Source organism: Pseudomonas citronellolis (assembly GCF_001586155.1).
In the GTDB taxonomy this organism is placed as follows: domain Bacteria; phylum Pseudomonadota; class Gammaproteobacteria; order Pseudomonadales; family Pseudomonadaceae; genus Pseudomonas; species Pseudomonas citronellolis.
The window spans coordinates 5,954,356-5,974,298 of sequence record NZ_CP014158.1 but is presented as its reverse complement, the minus strand read 5'-3'; the positions used below and the strand labels follow the sequence as shown (position 1 = coordinate 5,974,298).

The following is a 19,943-nucleotide window of genomic DNA, read 5'->3' as shown; positions in this document are numbered from 1 at the left end:
GGAGGCAACCATGACAGCGCGTCCCCTGCTGATCGGCCTCTTCGCCGGGCTGTGCCTCGCCGCCTCCAGCGCCATCGCCGACAGCCTGCCCAAGCGCTGGGTGAGCGCCGGCGGCTCGCTGAGCGAGTGGGTGGTGGCCCTGGGCGGCGAGTCGCGCCTGGTCGGCGTCGACACCACCAGCCTGCACCCGGCCAGCCTCAAGGCGTTGCCGAAGATCGGCTACCAGCGCCAGCTGGCAGCCGAAGGTATCCTGGCGCTGAAGCCGGACATCCTCCTCGGCAGCGAGGAGATGGGGCCGCCGCCGGTGCTGCAGCAACTGCGCGCGGCGGGCGTGCGGATCGAAACCCTGTCGGCCAAGGCCGACGAGAAGACCGTGCACGACAACCTGCTACGCCTGGGCGAGCTGCTGGGCGCGCCCGAGCAGGCCGGCAAGGCGGCGGCGGACTTCCAGGCGCGCCTGGCGGCGCAGCAGGCCTGGGTGGCCAAGGCCCAGGCCGGGCAGGCCGCGCCGGGCGTGGTGCTGCTGGTCGGCAACGCCGGCGGCAGCCTGCTGGTGGCCGGGCAGGACACCGCCGGCGACTGGATGATCCAGCACGCCGGCGGGCGCAACCTGGCCAGCCACAAGGGCTACAAGGCGTTGTCCGGCGAAGCCCTGACCGCCCTCGATCCGCAGGTGGTGGTGCTGGCCGACCGCAGCCTGGATGGCGACAAGGCCCGCGAGGCGCTGATCCGACAGAACCCCGGATTGGCCGCTACCCGCGCGGCGCGTGAGGCCCGCGTGCTGGTGCTCGATCCGACGCTGCTGGTCGGCGGTCTCGGTCCGCGCGTTCCGGACGCATTGGCCAGCCTCTCCAAGGCCTTTTATCCTTCCGCGCAGGCCCTGAACCCGGAAGGTCGTCCTTGACTGCGAAGCACGCTGCCCGACCGCTGTTCCTGCTCCTTGGTTTTCTTCTGCTGCTGGTCCTCTGGCTGTCCCTGGCCCTGGGGCCGGTCAGCCTGCCGCTGGGCGACACGCTGCGGGCGCTGGCGCGCCTGTGCGGCCTGCCGGTGTCCGCCGACGACCTCGGCCAGGCCGAGCTGATCGTCGGGCAGATCCGCCTGCCGCGCACCCTGTTGGGCATCGCCACCGGCGGCGTGCTGGCGCTGGCCGGGGTGGCCATGCAGGGGCTGTTCCGCAACCCGCTGGCCGACCCCGGGCTGATCGGGGTGTCCAGCGGTGCCGCGCTGGGTGCTGCCATCGCTATCGTCTTCGGCGCCTCCATGGGTGGCCTGCCGGAAGCCTTCGCGCCCTACCTGCTGTCCGCCTGCGCCTTCGGCGGCGGTTTGCTGGTGACCGCGCTGGTCTACCGCCTCGGCCGCCACAATGGGCAGACCAGCGTGGCCACCATGCTGCTCGCCGGTATCGCCCTCACCGCGCTGGCCGGCGCGCTGATCGGCCTGTTCACCTACCTCGCCGACGACGCCACGCTGCGCACCCTGACCTTCTGGAACCTCGGTAGCCTCAACGGCGCCAGCTACCCGCGGCTGTGGCCGCTGCTGCTGGTCACGCTGCTGGTGGCCTGCTGGCTGCCGCGCCGGGTGGATGCGCTCAACGCGTTGTTGCTGGGCGAGTCCGAGGCGCGCCACCTGGGCTTCGACGTCGAGCGGCTGAAGGTCGAACTGATCCTCTGCACGGCGCTGGGCGTTGGCGCCGCGGTGGCCGCGGCCGGGCTGATCGGCTTCATCGGCCTGGTGGTGCCGCACCTGCTGCGCCTGATCGTCGGCCCCGATCACCGGGTGCTGCTGCCGGCCTCGATGTTCGGCGGCGCCATCCTGCTGCTGCTCGCCGACCTGGTGGCGCGCCTGGCGCTGGCGCCGGCGGAGCTGCCGATCGGCATCGTCACGGCGCTGATCGGCGCGCCCTTCTTCCTTTATCTGCTGATCCGGGGGCGTTCCTGATGCTGACGGCGGAGAACCTGACGGTGAAGCGTGGGCAGCAGGTCGTCCTGCAAGGCGTGAGCCTGGCGCTGCAGCCGGGCGAGGTATTCGGCGTGCTGGGGCCCAACGGCGCGGGCAAGAGCACACTGCTGGGCGCCCTCAATGGCGAGCTGCCGCTGGCCGGCGGCAGCGTGAGCCTCGATGGTCGCGCGCTGGATCAATGGCAGGGTACGGCGCGGGCGCAGCGCCTGGCGGTGCTGCCGCAGTCCTCGTCGCTGAATTTCGCCTTCAGCGTCGAGTCGGTGGTGGGTTTCGGCCGGCTGCCCCACGACAGCGGCCGCCAGCGCGACCTGCAGATCATCGCCGAAGCCATGGCGGCGGCCGACGCCTCGCACCTGGCCGGGCGCAGCTACCTGGCGCTGTCCGGCGGCGAGCGCCAGCGCGTGCACCTGGCACGGGTCCTGGCGCAGCTGTGGCCGGGCGGCGCGGAGCAGGTGCTGCTGCTGGACGAGCCGACCTCGGCGCTCGACCCCCTGCACCAGCACACCACTTTGCATGCGGTGCGCGAATTCGCCGGACGCGGCGCCGCGGTGCTGGTCATCCTGCACGACCTCAACCTCGCCGCGCGCTACTGTGACCGCCTGCTGTTGTTGCACGATGGCCGCCCGCACCTGTTCGGTACGCCTGACGAGGTACTACGCGCGGAACCGCTGCGCGAGGTGTTCGGCCTGGACGTGCTGGTGCAGCGCCACCCCGAGCGCGGCCATCCGCTGATCGTCGCCCGCTGAAAGGAGTTCACATGAAATACCTGCTGATCCCGCTGGTGGCGCTGTTGGCGGCCTGCCAGAGCCTGCCGTCCGCGCCGCCCCTGCCGGCCTGGCAGAGCCCTGAGGGCCGCGACAGCGCCGAGTTGGGCGTCATCCGCGACCTGCGCAGCGGTCAGGTGCTGACCCCGGAACAATTGCTCGAACGCTTGCAGGCCGCGCCCCGCGTGCTGGTCGGCGAACAGCACGACAATCCCGACCACCACGCCCTGGAGCTGTGGCTGGTGCGCGCCCTGGCCCAGCGCCGCGAGCAGGGCAGCGTGCTGCTGGAAATGCTCAATCCCAACCAGCAGCAGCGGGTGACGGCGGCCCAGGAGGCCAGCGCTGCCGGCAAGGCGCCGCAGGACCTGTACGCCGCATTGGCCTGGCAGCCGGGCTGGGACTGGTCGCTCTACGGCCCGATGGTGACCTGGCTGGTCAAGCAGCCGGCGCCGTTGCTGGCGGCCAATCTGGACCGCAGCGAGATCAAGCGCATCTACGGGGAGCAACCGGCCCTCGCCGGTACCCGTTCGACGGCCGAGGAAGTCCGCCGGGTGCTGCTCGACGACATCCGCGAGTCCCACTGCGGCCTGCTGCCGGAGAGCCAGATGCCGGCCATGCTGGCGGTACAGCAGCAGCGCGACCGGCGCATGGCCGAACGGCTGAAGGCGGCGCCCGCGCCCGCCGTGCTGATCGCCGGCGGCTTCCACGTGCGCCGCGACCTGGGCGTGCCCTTGCACCTGGAAGACCTGGAGGCGGGGGAGGGCATGCAGGTGCTGATGCTGGCCGAGGTCGGCAAGACGGTGTCGCCGCAGCAGGCCGACTACGTCTGGTACACGCCGGCGCTGCCGCCGCAGGATCATTGTGCGAAGTTGCGTTGATGTGGGCATAGCCTGACGGGAGGGCTCCTCTTTTGTAGGAGCGAGCTTGCTCGCGAACAGCGCTCCCGGCTGCGTTGGTGTTTCGGGGATATTCCGTTCCCTCTCCCCATCCCTCTCCCTGAAGGGAGAGGGGGCTTGTCCGTGCCGAGAGAAGTGATGCTTTCAGCCGGAAACTTTCGGTGTTGCCGGCTAACTCGGGAATATCCACACGCTCCGAACGGTCCCCTCTCCCTTCAGGGAGAGGGTTAGGGAGAGGGCGCTCTTCGACTGGACGCCAGCGCCAGAGCCTTTCGCGAGCAAGCTCGCTCCTACGAAAAGAAATCCCCCGCCCATGACTTTCCTTCAGGCAAAAAAAGACCCGGCGATGAGCCGGGTCGAAAACCGTGATTAGCCTGATGAGGAGATAATCTGATCGTCCGACTGCGTGGTCGCTCAGCTTACCGACTGGCCTCGCGACCAGTTGAGTTAATAATAACAATTATCATTCGCGAGTCAATGCTTTTTTCATCGCCCCGGCAATTTCCGGCGAACGGTCAGAGGGAAGGGGCCCTGGAAAAAACGCGGGCAAAAAAAGACCCGGCGATGAGCCGGGTCGAAAACCGTGATTAGCCTGATGAGGAGATAACCTGAGCGTCCGACTGCGGTAGGGCTCTCAGCTTACCCGCCGACCTCGCGGCCAGCTGTGGTAATAATAACTATTATCATTTGTGAGTCAACAGCATTTCGCAAAAAAAGTCTGTCCTGCAGAAATGACGAAGCCCGGCACATGGCCGGGCTTCGTCTGGACCGGGCTTCGGCTAGCCGGCGCCGAGCTGCAGGCGCAGCTGGGTGACCTCGCGGTTGAGCAGGTCGATGCGCCGGGCCATGCCCTCGATCAGGCTGTGGGCGATGCGCGGGTTGCTCTGCATCAGGCTGAGGAACTGGTCCTTGGGGATCACCATCACGGTGCAGGGTTCGCTGGCGACCACGCTGGCGCTGCGCTTCTCGCCGGTGAACACGGCCATGGCGCCGAAGATCTCGTCCTTCTGCACGTCGCCGACCTTCTGCCCGTCGACGAAGGCCTCGGCATGGCCCTCGATGATGATGAACACATGCTCCGCGTCGTCGCCTTGCTGTATCAACTGGTCGCCGGCGGCGAAGTGGCGGAAGCCGGTGGACGGGCGAATGTCCGGCTGCTTGAGGTGCGCCAGGGCGTCGGAAAGCAGGGCGGTGTGGCCGATCAGGTAGTGCAGGAAGAGTTCCTGGCGCTGCTCGTCGGCGTGGATGTGGCGGAACACGTCGCTGCGCGAGTAGGGCACCAGGCACAGCGGCTCGTCGCTGGTGTAGCGGCACGGCGGCAGGTCGATGCCCTGGCGCAGGCCTACCAGGTCGCCCTCTTGCAGGTAGAACAGCGGGCGTTCGTCGACCAGCGCGTGGAGCAGGCCGTTCTCGATCAGGAACAGCTGCTGGTTCGGCAGCTCGGCCGACAGGTCGTCGGTACGTTCCAGGCGGATGGGCTCCGCGCAGGGGGCGAGGCCGGAAAGCAGCTGGGCGGGAATCCCCTGCAGACGGCTGATCAGCTGGTCGGCATAGGCCGGTTGTTCACCGAGTAGGTACATGGGCCGTAATTCCTTGGACGGACGTTGGCGGTCGGGGCGCACGAAGGGCCCTGAAACGATAGGGTTCTGGCCCGCGGCCGTAAATCATTTCCTGGAAGGCTTGTGAGCTAACTCTGATTCCTTTGAGGAAAAGTCTCCAATTGGCCCAATAGTTCGGCCTTGTGCGCCGGCGGCAGGTCGTTCCAGTGGACGTCCAGCAGGGCGCCCTCGATGGCATAGAGCAGCACCTTGGAGGCCCGGAAGCCGCGGGCCCGAACGGCGCGGTAGGCGCCAACCGCCCCCAGGCGGCGGAGGTCGGAAGCGTTGTGGATGCCCACGGCGTGCAGCCACTGGGCCGAGGTCTTGCCGAGATTCTTCAGATGCAGCAGTTCGTCGTTCATCGTCGGTCCTTGCGATGCGGCACTCGGGGTGGGTCATGCATGGCGGCGAGGGCCGTGAACTGCTGGAGACGGCCGGCTCACTTGACGATGAAGTGTAGCGGGCCCTTGGCGGGGCAATGTGGCTTTGTGATATCGGCAGGCGCCAAAGCGCCCTCGGCATGACGAACGGCAGCCCGGGCATCGATCGTGCCCGGGCTGCGTCGAGGGGGTCAGATGCCCGGCAGGCGCTGGCGGATGCTTTCCACCAGGGTATCCAGGCTGGCGCTGTCCTGGGTGTCGACGCGCTTGCTGTGGGCCTGCTCGTCGGCGTCCAGGGCTTCGCGTCCGGCCTGTTGGGCCTGCACCACTTCGAGGGTGGCGTCGGACGGGTCGCCGCCTTGCGCCTGGCGCTGGGCCAGCCAGCCGGCGATCACGCTTTCCGGCGCCTGGCAGTCGAGGATCAGGTAGGGCACCCCGGTGTCGTCGGCGATATGGCGCGCGGCCTGGCGCTGGGCGTGCTTGAGGAAGGTGGCGTCGAGCACCACCGGGTAGCCGGCGCGGAGGATGTCGCCGGCCAGGGCGTTGAGGCGCTCGTAGGTGGCCACGCTGGATTCGGCATTGTAGATGCCGCCTTGCAGGGCGCCGCGCTGGGCTTGCTGCTGTTCGCCGAACAGGCGCTTGCGCTCCACGTCCGAGCGCAGGCGGATGGCGCCCAGGGCCTCGACCAGGCGCAGCGCCACCGAGCTCTTGCCCACCGCGGAAACGCCCATGGTCAGGGCCAGGAAGCGCGAGGGGATGGCGCTGTAGCTCTCCGCCAGGTTGGCGTAGTTGCGGTACTGGCGCAGGGTCGCGGCCTTCTGCACGGCGTCGTTCTGGTGGGCCAGGCTGAACAGGGCGATCTTGGCCCGCACCAGGGCGCGGTAGGCCTTGTAGAAGTTGAGGATTTCCAGGGACTGGTAGTCGCCGGTCTGCTCCAGGTACTGGCTGACGAAGCGCCGCGAATGGCACTTCAGGCCGCGGTCCTCGAGGTCCATGGCGAGGAAGGCGTAGTCGGCGCAGACGTCGGTGAAGCGGAACGGCTCGTTGAACTCGATGCAGTCGAACAGCACCACCTGGCCGTCGATCAGCGCGGCGTTGCCCAGGTGGATGTCGCCGTGGCATTCGCGGATGAAGCCGTTCGCCTTGCGCGCCTGCAGCAGCGCTTCCAGGCGGTCGTAGGAGCTTTCGGCCCAGGCTTCCAGGGCGTCCAGCTGCAGCAGGTCGGCCTTGTCGCTGAGCAGCGGGCGGATCTGTTCGAAGTTCTGCCGCACCGGCGCCATCACCGCCTCGGCCGAGCCCAGCGGGTTGTCCTGCGGCACCTGCGGGGTGCGCAGGTGGAAGCCGGCGATCTGCTTCGCCAGGGCGTCGATGTGCTCGGAGCTCAGCTCGCCGCGCGTCTGCACCTCGCTGAGCAGGGCGTTCTGCGGGAATTCGCGGCACTTGAGCGCGTATTCGATCGCCGGGCCTTCACCGCCCAGTTGTGGCGCGGCCTCGCTGCCGGTGATCGGCAGCACTTCCAGGTACAGGCCTTCGGTGAGGCGCTGGTTCAGGCGCAGTTCCTCCTCGCAGAAGTGCTTGCGCGCCGCGAGGTCGGTGAAGTCGAGGAAGCCGAAGTTCACCGGCTTCTTGATCTTGTAAACGTACTGGCCGGTGAGCAGGACCCAGGAAATGTGGGTTTCGATGACCCGCACCTGCTCCACCGGGTGGGGGTACAGGGCAGGGTTCTGCAGGGCAGCGATCAGAGTCTGGCTCACGGGATATTGTCCTTGGCTGTCCGGATTCGGGAGGCAGGCATTATGGCGGCATCGCCGGTGGCTGCAAACTTGCCTGGCGCCGCAGGCAACCAATCGGCCGCCCGCTGGTCGAAGCTGCGTCGCTTTGGCCGGGGCACTTCCGCGCGCCTGCGACAGAGCCCGGACACCGCCTCGCGCGGCGTCTGTCCCCTGTGGATAAAGTACGTATAATGCGCCGCCATGACGCGTCCCCGATCCCCCCGTTCCCGTAAGAATCAAAAAGCAGCTCCGTCGCGCAAGTGGCTGGGCTGGCTGCTCAAGCTCAGCCTCGTCGGCCTGGTCGTGCTGGCCGGTTTCGCCGTGTACCTCGATGCGGTCGTGCAGGAGAAGTTCTCCGGCAAGCGCTGGACCATCCCGGCCAAGGTCTATGCCCGGCCGCTGGAGCTGTTCGTCGGCCTGAAGCTGAACAAGGACGACTTCCTCCAGGAACTCGGCGCCCTGGGCTACCGCCGCGACGGCACGGTCAGCGGCCCGGGCATGGTGGCCGTGTCCGGCGGCACGGTCGACCTCAATACCCGCGGCTTCCAGTTCTACGAGGGCGCCGAGCCCGCGCAGCGCATCCGCGTGCGTTTCTCGGGCGACTACGTGGCCGGCCTGTCCCGCGCCGACGGTTCCAAGCTGGACGTGGCGCGCATGGAGCCGCTGCTGATCGGCGGCATGTACCCCTCGCACAACGAAGACCGCATCCTCATCAAGCTGGACGAGGTGCCGCCGTACCTGGTCGACACCCTGGTGGCGGTGGAAGACCGCGACTTCTGGTCCCACCACGGCGTCTCGCTGAAGTCCATCGCCCGCGCCGTCTGGGTCAACGCCAGCGCCGGGCAGCTGCGCCAGGGCGGCAGCACCCTGACCCAGCAGCTGGTGAAGAACTTCTTCCTGACCAACGAGCGCAGCCTCAGCCGCAAGCTCACCGAAGCCATGATGGCGGTGCTGCTGGAGCTGCACTACGACAAGCGCGAGATCCTCGAGGGCTACCTCAACGAGGTGTTCCTCGGCCAGGACGGCCAGCGTTCGGTGAACGGCTTCGGCCTGGCCAGCCAGTACTTCTTCAGCCAGCCGCTGGCCGAGCTCAAGCTGCCGCAGATCGCGCTGCTGGTGGGCATGGTCAAGGGGCCGTCCTACTACAACCCGCGGCGCAACCCGGAGCGCGCCATGGAGCGGCGCAACGTGGTGCTCGACGTGCTCGCCGAGCAGGGCGTGATCACCCCCGAGCAGGCCGCGGCGGCCAAGCAGGCGCCCCTGGGCGTGACGCGCCAGGGCAGCATGGCCAACAGCTCGTACCCGGCGTTCCTCGACCTGGTGAAGCGCCAGCTGCGCCAGGACTACCGCGAGGAAGACCTGACCGAGGAAGGTCTGCGCATCTTCACCAGCTTCGACCCCATCCTGCAGTACAAGGCGGAAACCGCGGTCAGCGAGACCTTCAAGCGCTTCGCCGGGCGCAAGGGCCTGGACCAGACGGAAACCGCGATGGTCGTGACCAATCCGGAGACCGGCGAGGTGCAGGCGCTGATCGGCAGCCGCGATTCGCGCTTCGCCGGCTTCAACCGCGCGGTGGACGCCACCCGGCCGATCGGCTCGCTGGTCAAGCCGGCGGTCTACCTGACCGCCCTCGAACGGCCCAGCCAGTACACCCTGACCACCTGGATCCAGGACCAGCCGTTCTCCATCAAGGGCAAGGACGGCCAGGTGTGGACGCCGAAGAACTACGAAGGCAGCTCCAACGGCACCATCTTCCTCTACCAGGGGCTGGCGCGTTCGCTGAACCTGTCCACCGCCAAGCTGGGCCTGGACCTGGGCGTGCCCAACGTGCTCAAGACCCTCGAACGTCTGGGCGTGCAGGTGGACTGGCCGGCCTACCCGTCGATGCTGCTGGGCGCCGGCGCCATGACGCCGATGCAGGTGGCGACCATGTACCAGACCATCGCCAGCGGCGGCTTCAACACCCCGCTGCGCAGCATCCGCAGCGTGGTCGCCGCCGACGGCCAGCCGCTCAAGCGCTATCCGTTCCAGGTCCAGCAGCGCTTCGACTCGGGCTCCATCTACCTGCTGCAGAACGCCATGCAGCGGGTGATGCGCGAGGGCACCGCGCGCTCGGCCTACAACCAGCTGCCGTCGAACCTGACCCTGGCGGGCAAGACCGGCACCACCAACGACTCCCGCGACAGCTGGTTCTCCGGTTTCGGCCAGGACCTGCTGGCGGTGGTCTGGCTGGGCCGCGACGACAACGGCAAGACGCCCTTCACCGGCGCCACCGGCGCGTTGCAGATCTGGACCAGCTTCATGCGCAAGGCCGACCCCCTGCCGCTGGACATGCCGATGCCGGATAATGTCAGCATGGCCTGGGTCGATCCGCGTACCGGCCAGGGCAGCGACGCCAATTGTCCGGGCGCCGTGCAGATGCCCTATATTCGCGGAAGCGAGCCGGCGCCCGGCGCCGGCTGTGGCAACAACCAGACGCCGGCCGGCGAGGTCATGGACTGGGTCCGTGGCTGGCTGAACTGAGGCGAGAGGATTCGAAGTGAAAAACGCGTGGTTTGCCGTGGCTGCCGCCGCGGCCGTGCTGTCCGGCTGCGCTTCCCCGCAGCAGGGCGCCATCCCGGTGCGGGATTCCGGCACCTCGGTGTCCAACCAGGAGCGGGTCGGCTATTCCAATGCCAATCGCCCGGCCAATGCCAGCACCGCGCCGAGCGCGGCATCGCAGCCGGCGGGTGATTCCGGCGTGACCGTGATGGTGCCCCAGGATGCCGGCATGGCACCGATCCAGACCTTCCCGGCGCAGACTGGCGCAGCGCCGATCTCCACCGGCCCGATCACCCCGGGCGTGCAATCCGGCAGCGTCCCCGCGGCCCCCGCCGCCAGCGCGCCGAGCAACATCAGCGCCACCGGCGGTTTCAGCCAGCAGACCTACCAGCAGCCGGTCTACCAGCAGCAACAGCCCAGCTACCAGCAGCAGGCCCCGGCCGCGCCGGTGCAGGCGCCGTCGGGCATTCCCTCGCGCAACGCGCCGCTGGCCGCCGACGAGCAGCTCGATGGCCCGGTCCTGGCGCTGCTCACCACCGCTCAGCAACAGCAGGGCGGCGGCGACCTCAACGGCGCCTCGGCCAGCCTGGAGCGCGCCCAGCGCATCGCCCCACGCGAGCCGCAGGTGCTCTACAAGCTCGCCCAGGTGCGCCTGGCCCAGGGCGATGCCGCCCAGGCCGAACAGGTGGCGCGCCGCGGCCTGTCGCTGGCCAATGGCCGGCCGACGCTGCAGGCCAGCCTGTGGGACGTGATCGCCAAGGCCCGCGAAGCCCAGGGTGACGCGGCCGGCGCGGCCACCGCGCGGCAGAACGCCAAGGCAACGCTGTGATGGACGATCGCCTGCCGGCCGTGGCCGACCAGCTCCTGCTGATCGAGCGGGAGCTGCGCGCGCTGTCGCTGTGGGGGGAACAGCCGCCCTCGGAGGAGGCGCTGGCCAGCCAGGAGCCGTTCTGCGTGGATACGCTGGAGTTGGAGGAATGGCTGCAGTGGATCTTCCTGCCGCGCATGAAGCTGATCATCGAGACGGGCGCGCAGCTGCCGCGCGCCTCGGGCATCCGCGCCATCGCCGAAATGGTTTACGTGGACGAGGGCGAGCACATGCACGCCCTGTTCGAGGCCCTGGGCGAGTTCGACCGGCTGATCGGCGAGGCGCCCTGAGCCGCGCCTGTCAGTTGCAGTTCTTCTGCAGGTCCTGCTCGGTCTGGGTGATGCGGGCCTGCCGCTCTTCTTCCGGGATGCGCCGCATCTCGCCGTCGTCGTCGGCCACCCGCACCCGCGGGTTGTTCTTCAATTGCGCCAGGTTGGTCCGCAGGGTGTCGCAGTAACGCGCGCGCTCGGCCTCCTGCTGGGCGACCTCCTGGCGCACCTTCTCGTCGGCGGCCTTCTGCTTGTCGCTGGCCGAAGGCGCCGGCGCGGGAGCCGGCCTGGGCGGCAGCGGGAAGCCCGAGGGCGGCGGGGCGACCTTGGTGTCCACGGTGGCGGCTTCGGCGCCCTGCGGCGGCTGCGCGCCAAAATGCGTGACGCCCTGGGCGTCGACCCACTTGTATACCTGGGCGGCCATCAGCGGAGCACTCAGGGCGAACATCAGAGCGCCCATCACAATCGTCCGTCGCATGCGATTTCGGTCCTTGGATGCGGAAACTGCGGGTAACTATAACCAAAAGTGTCGATGCGTCCGCAGAGAAAGATCACAACCTGCGTTAGACACAAATCCATATATGGCTTGACTTGACGCGGCCGAATCAGAAGAATCCAAGGTTCGCTGCAGTGGGCCGGCCGCAAGCTGGTTTTACTCGGCAGACAAGAGGCGCTACCCGCGCCGCTAAGTTTCACCCTGCTTCGCGTTACCTCGCGCTGGGTGGAGGCCCTCCGTAACACACCAGGTGCGCCTCCAAGTTCTGCTCATTCGGCAGTCGACGTAGCCGGCGATTACATTCGCCCAATTGTCTGCCGGGCAGCCAACCAAGTTTCGGTCCCCCGCCCCTGGGAGATCGTTTAGCGTTCTAGAGGTGACAACGTGGAGCTTTTATCCGGCGCTGAAATGGTCGTCCGCTCGTTGCGTGACGAAGGCGTTAAGTACATCTACGGGTACCCGGGCGGTGCCCTCCTGCACATCTACGACGCTCTCTTCAAAGAGAACGACGTGACCCACATCCTCGTGCGTCACGAGCAGGCCGCTACCCACATGGCCGACGGCTATGCCCGCGCCACCGGCAAGCCCGGCGTGGTCCTGGTGACCTCCGGCCCCGGCGCGACCAACGCCATCACCGGCATCGCCACCGCCTACATGGACTCCATCCCGATGGTGGTGATCTCCGGCCAGGTGTCGAGCAACATGGTCGGCACCGACGCCTTCCAGGAAACCGACATGGTCGGCATTTCCCGGCCGATCGTGAAGCACAGCTTCATCATCAAGCACCCTTCGGAAATCCCCGAGGTCATCAAGAAGGCCTTCTACATCGCCCAGTCCGGCCGTCCCGGCCCGGTGGTGATCGACATTCCGAAGGACATGGGCGACCCGACGCAGAAGTTCGAGTACGCCTATCCGAAGAAGGTCAAGCTGCGCTCCTACAGCCCAGCGGTCCGCGGCCACTCCGGCCAGATCCGCAAGGCCGCCGAGCTGCTGCTGTCGGCCAAGCGCCCGATCATCTATTCCGGTGGCGGCGTCATCATGGGCAATGCCTCCGAGCCGCTGACCGAAGTGGCGCGCCTGCTCAACGTCCCGGTGACCAACACCCTGATGGGCCTGGGCGGCTTCCCCGGCAACGACCGCCAGTTCGTCGGCATGCTCGGCATGCACGGCAGCTACACCGCCAACCTGGCGATGCACCACGCGGACGTGATCTTCGCCGTCGGCGCGCGCTTCGATGACCGCGTCATCAACGGCGAGACCGCGGCCAAGTTCTGCCCGAACGCCAAGATCATCCACGTCGACATCGACCCGGCCTCGATCTCCAAGACCGTCAAGGCCGACATCCCGATCGTCGGCCCGGTGGACAGCGTGCTGGCCGAGATGGCCACCATCCTCAAGGAAATCGGCGAGACTCCGAACAAGGAAGCCCTGGCTGCTTGGTGGAAGCAGATCGACGAGTGGCGCGGCAACCGCGGCCTGTTCCCCTACGACAAGGGCGACGGCAGCATCATCAAGCCGCAGAGCGTCATCGAGACCCTCTGGGAAGTCACCGGCGGCGACGCCTTCGTGGCCTCCGACGTGGGCCAGCACCAGATGTTCGCCGCCCAGTACTACCGCTTCAACAAGCCCAATCGCTGGATCAACTCCGGCGGCCTGGGCACCATGGGCTTCGGTTTCCCCGCGGCCATGGGCGTGAAGCTGAACTTCCCGGAGGCCGACGTGGCCTGCGTGACCGGCGAAGGCAGCATCCAGATGAACATCCAGGAGCTGTCGACCTGCCTGCAGTACGACCTGCCGGTGAAGATCGTCAACCTGAACAACGGTGCGCTGGGCATGGTCCGCCAATGGCAGGACATGCAGTACAACAGCCGCTACTCGCACTCCTACATGGAATCCCTGCCTGACTTCGTCAAGCTGGCCGAGGCCTATGGCCACGTCGGTATGCGCATCACCGACCTCAAGGACCTGAAGCCGAAGATGGAAGAGGCGTTCGCCATGAAGAACCGCCTGGTCTTCCTCGACATCCAGGTCGACACCAGCGAGCACGTCTATCCGATGCAGATCCGCGGCGGTGCGATGCGCGACATGTGGCTGAGCAAGACGGAGCGTACCTGATCATGCGACACATCATTTCCCTGCTGCTGGAAAACGAACCCGGCGCGCTGTCCCGCGTGGTCGGCCTGTTCTCCCAGCGCAACTACAACATCGAGACCCTGACCGTGGCGCCGACCGAGGACCCGACCCTGTCGCGCCTCACCCTGACCACGGCCGGTCATGACGAAGTCATCGAGCAGATCACCAAGAACCTCAACAAGCTGATCGAGGTGGTGAAGCTGGTGAACCTGTCGGAAAGCGCCCACATCGAGCGCGAGCTGATGCTGGTGAAGATCAAGGCCACCGGCGCCCAGCGCGCCGAGGTCAAGCGCACCACCGACATCTTCCGCGGGCAGATCGTCGACGTCACCAGCAGCGTCTACACCGTGCAGTTGGCCGGCACCAGCGACAAGCTCGACAGCTTCATCCAGGCCATCGGTACCGCTGCGATCATCGAGACGGTGCGCACCGGCGTGACCGGCATCGCCCGCGGCGACAAGACTCTCAGCATCTGAATTTGAAAGACGGCCCACGAGGCCACTAGACCAGGGGATTACCCAAATGCGCGTTTTCTACGATAAAGACTGTGACCTCTCCATCATCCAGGGCAAGAAAGTTGCCATCATCGGTTACGGTTCCCAGGGCCACGCCCATGCCTGCAACCTGAAGGACTCCGGCGTCGACGTCACCGTCGGCCTGCGTTCGGGCTCGCCGTCCGCCGTCAAGGCGCAGAACCATGGCCTGAAAGTGGCCGACGTGGCTAGCGCCGTCGCCGCCGCCGACCTGGTGATGATCCTGACCCCGGACGAGTTCCAGGGCCGCCTGTACAAGGACGAGATCGAGCCGAACCTGAAGAAGGGCGCTACCCTGGCCTTCGCCCATGGCTTCTCCATCCACTACAACCAGGTCGTACCGCGCGCCGACCTCGACGTGATCATGATCGCGCCGAAGGCTCCGGGCCACACCGTGCGTTCCGAGTTCGTCAAGGGCGGCGGCATCCCCGACCTGATCGCCATCTACCAGGACGCTTCGGGCAATGCCAAGAACGTCGCCCTGTCCTACGCCTGCGGCGTCGGCGGCGGCCGTACCGGCATCATCGAAACCACCTTCAAGGACGAGACCGAAACCGACCTGTTCGGCGAGCAGGCCGTTCTCTGCGGCGGTTGCGTCGAGTTGGTGAAAGCCGGTTTCGAAACCCTGGTCGAAGCCGGCTATGCGCCGGAAATGGCCTACTTCGAGTGCCTGCACGAACTGAAGCTGATCGTCGACCTCATGTACGAAGGCGGCATCGCCAACATGAACTACTCGATCTCCAACAACGCCGAGTACGGCGAGTACGTGACCGGCCCGGAAGTCATCAACGCCGAATCCCGTGCTGCCATGCGCAATGCCCTCAAGCGCATCCAGAACGGCGAATACGCCAAGATGTTCATCAGCGAAGGCGCCACCAACTACCCGTCGATGACCGCCTACCGCCGCAACAACGCGGCCCATGGCATCGAAGTCATCGGCGAGCAGCTGCGCGCCATGATGCCCTGGATCGCCGCCAACAAGATCGTCGACAAGTCCAAGAACTAAGGGCTTAGCGACACTCGAAGAAACGCGGCCCCGGCCGCGTTTTTTCGTTCTTGCCCGGGGTTCTGGTATAAAGCCTGTGCGCCAGGGCGTCCGTGCCCCGCGCTCGATCTTTTTCCGCTGAGTTCCCTAAGGAAGTCTCCATGAGTGAAGGTCCCGAGGAGCCGAACAAGGCCTCCGAAGAAACCGAAAGCCTGCTGCCCATCGACGAGCACGTCGAGGAAGGGCACGACGCCGACGGCCGCAAGGTGCGCCACCGCGGCATCTACCTGCTGCCCAACCTGTTCACCACCGCGGCGCTGTTCACCGGCCTGTACGCCATCATCAACGCCATGAGCGGCGACTTCTCCAACGCCGCCATCGCCATCTTCGTCGCCATGGTCCTGGATGGCCTGGACGGTCGCGTTGCGCGCCTGACCAACACCCAGAGCGCCTTCGGCGCCGAGTACGACTCGCTGTCGGACATGGTCGCCTTCGGCGTGGCCCCGGCGCTGGTCGCTTTCGAGTGGGCGCTGAGCAGCCTGGGCAAGGTCGGCTGGATGGTCGCCTTCATCTATGTGGCCGGCGCCGCGCTGCGCCTGGCGCGCTTCAACACCCAGGTGGGCAAGGCCGACAAGCGCTACTTCATCGGCCTGGCCAGCCCGGCCGCCGCGGCCCTGGTGGCCGGCACCGTGTGGGCCTTCGCCGACTTCGACATCCAGGGCGCCAAGGTCTCCCTGCTGGTCGCGCTGATGGTCGCCGCCGCCGGCATGCTGATGGTCAGCAACATCAAGTACCACAGCTTCAAGGATCTCGACCTGCGTGGCCGCGTGCCTTTCGTGGCGATCCTGGTGGTGGTGCTGGCCTTCGCCGTGGTCTTCACCGACCCGCCGCGCATCCTGCTGCTGCTGTTCCTCGCTTATGCCGCGTCCGGTCCGGTGCAATACTTGTTGCAATTGCGCCGCCGCCGCCGTCCGAGCTGATGTAATTTCCCCCGGGCTCCGCAGTCTATTGGCGCACACAGCCAGTCGTTGCGGAGCCCGCCATGCTGATCCGTATTGCCCGACCTTCCGCTTGCCACGAGTCGGAAGTCACCCCCGAAGCCCTCTACCTCTCCCGCCGCCGTTTCCTCGCCGCCAGCGCGGCAGGCGCCGCCCTTGCCGGCCTGCCGGCCATGGGGTTGGCCGATCCTTCCCGCTATGCCGATGTCGAGGCCGCGGCCAGCACGCCGGGCTGGTTCAGCGAAAAGCTCCCCTCGATCAAATGGGATGCCGTCACCGTGCAAGGGGAGAGCATCACCCCCTTCAAGGATGCGACCACCTACAACAACTTCTACGAGTTCGGCCCGGACAAGGGCGACCCGGCCGCCAACGCCGGCGCGCTGAGGACCGAGCCCTGGTCGGTGGTGATCGATGGCGAGGTGGCGAAGCCCGGCAAGTACGCCCTCGAGGACTTCATCAAGCCCTACCAGCTGGAAGAGCGCATCTACCGCCTGCGCTGCGTGGAGGCCTGGTCGATGGTCATCCCCTGGATCGGCTTCCCGCTGTCGGAGCTGATCAAGCGTGTCGAGCCGACGGGCAACGCCAAGTACCTGCGCTTCGAAACCCTGGTCGACCGCGAACGCATGCCCGGCGTGCAATCCAATTTCGCCCTGATCGACTGGCCCTACGTGGAGGGCCTGCGGATGGACGAGGCCATGCACCCGCTGGCGATTCTCGTCGTGGGCATGTACGGCCGCATCCTGGCCAACCAGAACGGCGCGCCGCTGCGCCTGATCGTGCCGTGGAAGTACGGCTTCAAGGGCGCCAAGTCGATCATCCGCATCAGCTTCGTCGCCGAACAGCCGAAGACCACCTGGGAAAGCCTGGCGCCCGACGAGTACGGCTTCTACGCCAACGTCAACCCGACGGTGGACCACCCGCGCTGGAGCCAGGCTCGCGAGCGGCGCCTGCCCAGCGGACTATTCAGCCCCAATGTTCGTCCCACCCTCATGTTCAATGGCTACGCCGACGAAGTGGCCTCGCTGTACGCGGGGATGGACCTGAGGAAGAACTATTGATGCAGATGCGCAATCCCATCTGGCGCGCCAGCGTATTCCTGCTGGCGCTGATACCGCCGCTCTACTGGCTGTACCTGGCCTGGATCTTCGCCCTGGGGCCCGACCCGGGCAAGGCGCTGGTCGACAACCTGGGGCAGGGCGGCCTGGTCCTGTTGCTGCTGACTCTGGCCATGACCCCGCTGCAGAGGCTGACGCGCTGGAACGGCTGGATCCTGGTGCGCCGGCAGCTCGGCCTGTGGTGTTTCACCTATATATGCCTGCACCTGTGCGCCTACCTGGTGTTCATCCTCGGTCTGGACTGGACGCAACTGGGCGTCGAATTACGCAAGCGGCCCTACATAATCGTCGGGACCCTGGGTTTCCTGGGCCTGTTGCCGCTGGCCCTGACCTCGAACAAATACAGCATGCGCAAACTGGGCAGCGGCTGGAAGAAGCTGCACCGGCTGGTCTATGTCATCCTCGCTCTGGGGCTCCTGCATATGCTGTGGGTGGTGCGTTCGGACATCGAGCGCTGGTCGCTATATGCCGCCATAGGCGTATTCCTGCTGTTGCTGCGCCTGCCGCCGGTGGCGCGGCAATTGCCGGCGCTGCGGGCCCGTTTCGCATCCCGCTGAAGATTCTTTCAGAAAAGTGTTGACGGGGGGTTTTAACTCCCTATAATGCGCACCACTCCCAGCGACGAAGCGCTGAAAGAGCTTGAAAATCAAGCACTTAAGCGGGTTAGAAGTTGAGAGTGGTGATCAGGCCGGTGATTCACTCGCCGCCTTTGGGTTCGACAGCTGCTCCGGCAGCGAGCCAAAAGGAAGATCGCCGAGGTGCTTGACAGCGAGTTTGATCGCTGTAGAATTCGCCTCCCGCTGACGAGAAGCTCCGGTCGATCGAAAGCGCAAGCGGTTGAGTAGGAACGAAAAATTCTGAAAATAACGCTTGACGAAATAAGAGGTTGGCGTAGAATGCGCGGCCTCGGTTGAGACGAAAGAGTCAACCAACTGCTCTTTAACAAGTTGAATCAAGCAATTCGTGTGGGTGCTTGTGAGTTAAGACTGGTGATCGCAAGATTATCAGCATCACAAGTAACACTCGTGAATTCGAGAGTTTTTTGCGATTGCTGAGCCAAGTTTAGGGTTTTCTCAAAACCCGATCAGTATTGAACTGAAGAGTTTGATCATGGCTCAGATTGAACGCTGGCGGCAGGCCTAACACATGCAAGTCGAGCGGATGAAGGGAGCTTGCTCCCGGATTCAGCGGCGGACGGGTGAGTAATGCCTAGGAATCTGCCTGGTAGTGGGGGACAACGTTCCGAAAGGAGCGCTAATACCGCATACGTCCTACGGGAGAAAGTGGGGGATCTTCGGACCTCACGCTATCAGATGAGCCTAGGTCGGATTAGCTAGTAGGTGGGGTAATGGCTCACCTAGGCGACGATCCGTAACTGGTCTGAGAGGATGATCAGTCACACTGGAACTGAGACACGGTCCAGACTCCTACGGGAGGCAGCAGTGGGGAATATTGGACAATGGGCGAAAGCCTGATCCAGCCATGCCGCGTGTGTGAAGAAGGTCTTCGGATTGTAAAGCACTTTAAGTTGGGAGGAAGGGCAGTAAGTTAATACCTTGCTGTTTTGACGTTACCAACAGAATAAGCACCGGCTAACTTCGTGCCAGCAGCCGCGGTAATACGAAGGGTGCAAGCGTTAATCGGAATTACTGGGCGTAAAGCGCGCGTAGGTGGTTTGGTAAGATGGATGTGAAATCCCCGGGCTCAACCTGGGAACTGCATCCATAACTGCCTGACTAGAGTACGGTAGAGGGTGGTGGAATTTCCTGTGTAGCGGTGAAATGCGTAGATATAGGAAGGAACACCAGTGGCGAAGGCGACCACCTGGACTGATACTGACACTGAGGTGCGAAAGCGTGGGGAGCAAACAGGATTAGATACCCTGGTAGTCCACGCCGTAAACGATGTCGACTAGCCGTTGGGATCCTTGAGATCTTAGTGGCGCAGCTAACGCGATAAGTCGACCGCCTGGGGAGTACGGCCGCAAGGTTAAAACTCAAATGAATTGACGGGGGCCCGCACAAGCGGTGGAGCATGTGGTTTAATTCGAAGCAACGCGAAGAACCTTACCTGGCCTTGACATGTCCGGAATCCTGCAGAGATGCGGGAGTGCCTTCGGGAATCGGAACACAGGTGCTGCATGGCTGTCGTCAGCTCGTGTCGTGAGATGTTGGGTTAAGTCCCGTAACGAGCGCAACCCTTGTCCTTAGTTACCAGCACGTTATGGTGGGCACTCTAAGGAGACTGCCGGTGACAAACCGGAGGAAGGTGGGGATGACGTCAAGTCATCATGGCCCTTACGGCCAGGGCTACACACGTGCTACAATGGTCGGTACAGAGGGTTGCCAAGCCGCGAGGTGGAGCTAATCCCAGAAAACCGATCGTAGTCCGGATCGCAGTCTGCAACTCGACTGCGTGAAGTCGGAATCGCTAGTAATCGTGAATCAGAATGTCACGGTGAATACGTTCCCGGGCCTTGTACACACCGCCCGTCACACCATGGGAGTGGGTTGCTCCAGAAGTAGCTAGTCTAACCGCAAGGGGGACGGTTACCACGGAGTGATTCATGACTGGGGTGAAGTCGTAACAAGGTAGCCGTAGGGGAACCTGCGGCTGGATCACCTCCTTAATCGAAG

Annotated in this window: 18 protein-coding genes and 1 rRNA gene; 14 read left to right on the top strand and 5 right to left on the bottom strand. The window is 65.5% G+C overall.

The window, feature by feature from the left end; all coding sequences use genetic code 11:
- Nucleotides 1-10 precede the first annotated feature (10 nt).
- The 4 genes from PcP3B5_RS26170 to PcP3B5_RS26155 are packed head-to-tail and all read left to right on the top strand — an operon-like array spanning nt 11 to nt 3,601.
- Nucleotides 11-904, top strand: coding sequence for a heme/hemin ABC transporter substrate-binding protein (locus PcP3B5_RS26170; protein ID WP_061562786.1), 894 nt, complete (start codon nt 11-13; stop codon nt 902-904).
- Nucleotides 905-954: 50 nt separating this feature from the next.
- Nucleotides 955-1,938: a FecCD family ABC transporter permease gene (locus PcP3B5_RS26165; protein WP_099049139.1), complete on the top strand. Its 984-nt coding sequence runs from the start codon at nt 955-957 to the stop codon at nt 1,936-1,938.
- Entirely contained in the window at nt 1,938-2,705 is a 768-nt protein-coding gene (locus PcP3B5_RS26160) for a heme ABC transporter ATP-binding protein (protein WP_061562785.1), read from the top strand. Before PcP3B5_RS26165 ends, PcP3B5_RS26160 begins: the two co-directional genes overlap by 1 nt.
- An 11-nt stretch (nt 2,706-2,716) precedes the next feature.
- Nucleotides 2,717-3,601 (top strand): ChaN family lipoprotein, encoded by an 885-nt coding sequence (locus PcP3B5_RS26155; protein WP_061562784.1) that lies wholly within the window; start codon nt 2,717-2,719, stop codon nt 3,599-3,601.
- Nucleotides 3,602-4,398: 797 nt separating this feature from the next.
- Here PcP3B5_RS26155 and PcP3B5_RS26150 read toward each other — a convergent pair.
- From PcP3B5_RS26150 to PcP3B5_RS26140, 3 genes are all read right to left on the bottom strand, one after another.
- Complete coding sequence (locus tag PcP3B5_RS26150; RefSeq protein ID WP_009612954.1) at nt 4,399-5,199, bottom strand: Crp/Fnr family transcriptional regulator; 801 nt, start codon at nt 5,197-5,199, stop codon at nt 4,399-4,401.
- 107 nt (nt 5,200-5,306) lie between these two features.
- A complete protein-coding gene (locus PcP3B5_RS26145; protein WP_009612953.1) occupies nt 5,307-5,579 on the bottom strand; it encodes a TfoX/Sxy family protein in 273 nt (90 codons plus the stop codon).
- Nucleotides 5,580-5,788: 209 nt separating this feature from the next.
- A complete protein-coding gene (locus tag PcP3B5_RS26140) occupies nt 5,789-7,351 on the bottom strand; it encodes a bifunctional aminoglycoside phosphotransferase/ATP-binding protein (RefSeq protein ID WP_061562783.1) in 1,563 nt (520 codons plus the stop codon).
- A gap of 219 nt (nt 7,352-7,570) precedes the next feature.
- Here PcP3B5_RS26140 and mrcB point away from each other — a divergent pair, with 219 nt between their 5' ends.
- From mrcB to PcP3B5_RS26125, 3 genes are read left to right on the top strand one after another with little or no spacing between them, the layout of a single operon-like run.
- A complete protein-coding gene (gene mrcB, locus PcP3B5_RS26135; RefSeq protein ID WP_009612951.1) occupies nt 7,571-9,892 on the top strand; it encodes a penicillin-binding protein 1B in 2,322 nt (773 codons plus the stop codon).
- 16 nt (nt 9,893-9,908) lie between these two features.
- A complete protein-coding gene (locus tag PcP3B5_RS26130; RefSeq protein WP_061562782.1) occupies nt 9,909-10,739 on the top strand; it encodes a hypothetical protein in 831 nt (276 codons plus the stop codon).
- Complete coding sequence (locus PcP3B5_RS26125) at nt 10,739-11,068, top strand: YqcC family protein (protein WP_009612949.1); 330 nt, start codon at nt 10,739-10,741, stop codon at nt 11,066-11,068. The genes PcP3B5_RS26130 and PcP3B5_RS26125 overlap by 1 nt, the downstream gene beginning before the upstream one ends.
- Before the next feature lie 10 nt (nt 11,069-11,078).
- On the opposite strand, the gene PcP3B5_RS26120 is transcribed toward PcP3B5_RS26125, so the two are convergent.
- On the bottom strand, nt 11,079-11,525 hold the full coding sequence (locus tag PcP3B5_RS26120) for a DUF4124 domain-containing protein (RefSeq protein ID WP_009612942.1): 447 nt from the start codon (nt 11,523-11,525) through the stop codon (nt 11,079-11,081).
- A gap of 402 nt (nt 11,526-11,927) precedes the next feature.
- Here PcP3B5_RS26120 and PcP3B5_RS26115 point away from each other — a divergent pair, with 402 nt between their 5' ends.
- The 6 genes from PcP3B5_RS26115 (at nt 11,928) to msrQ (ending at nt 17,864) form a co-directional block, all read left to right on the top strand.
- Nucleotides 11,928-13,658, top strand: a complete 1,731-nt coding sequence (locus PcP3B5_RS26115) for an acetolactate synthase 3 large subunit (protein ID WP_043269074.1) — start codon at nt 11,928-11,930, stop codon at nt 13,656-13,658.
- Between the two features lie 2 nt (nt 13,659-13,660).
- The gene (gene ilvN, locus PcP3B5_RS26110) at nt 13,661-14,152 is read left to right on the top strand and encodes an acetolactate synthase small subunit (protein WP_009612939.1); all 492 of its coding nucleotides are present in this window, start codon (nt 13,661-13,663) and stop codon (nt 14,150-14,152) included.
- 46 nt (nt 14,153-14,198) lie between these two features.
- On the top strand, nt 14,199-15,215 hold the full coding sequence (gene ilvC / locus PcP3B5_RS26105; RefSeq protein ID WP_009612937.1) for a ketol-acid reductoisomerase: 1,017 nt from the start codon (nt 14,199-14,201) through the stop codon (nt 15,213-15,215).
- A gap of 140 nt (nt 15,216-15,355) precedes the next feature.
- Nucleotides 15,356-16,174: a CDP-diacylglycerol--serine O-phosphatidyltransferase gene (gene pssA, locus PcP3B5_RS26100; RefSeq protein ID WP_009612935.1), complete on the top strand. Its 819-nt coding sequence runs from the start codon at nt 15,356-15,358 to the stop codon at nt 16,172-16,174.
- Between the two features lie 62 nt (nt 16,175-16,236).
- Nucleotides 16,237-17,250, top strand: a complete 1,014-nt coding sequence (msrP, locus tag PcP3B5_RS26095; RefSeq protein WP_061562781.1) for a protein-methionine-sulfoxide reductase catalytic subunit MsrP — start codon at nt 16,237-16,239, stop codon at nt 17,248-17,250.
- 5 nt (nt 17,251-17,255) lie between these two features.
- Complete coding sequence (gene msrQ / locus PcP3B5_RS26090; protein ID WP_024128092.1) at nt 17,256-17,864, top strand: protein-methionine-sulfoxide reductase heme-binding subunit MsrQ; 609 nt, start codon at nt 17,256-17,258, stop codon at nt 17,862-17,864.
- Between the two features lie 126 nt (nt 17,865-17,990).
- Here the strand turns inward: msrQ and PcP3B5_RS31700 are convergent, their stop codons facing one another.
- Nucleotides 17,991-18,263, bottom strand: coding sequence for a hypothetical protein (locus PcP3B5_RS31700; protein ID WP_145923948.1), 273 nt, complete (start codon nt 18,261-18,263; stop codon nt 17,991-17,993).
- 136 nt (nt 18,264-18,399) lie between these two features.
- Between PcP3B5_RS31700 and PcP3B5_RS26085 the strand changes: the two genes are divergently transcribed.
- Nucleotides 18,400-19,936 (top strand): 16S ribosomal RNA (locus PcP3B5_RS26085).
- Nucleotides 19,937-19,943: the final 7 nt, after the last annotated feature.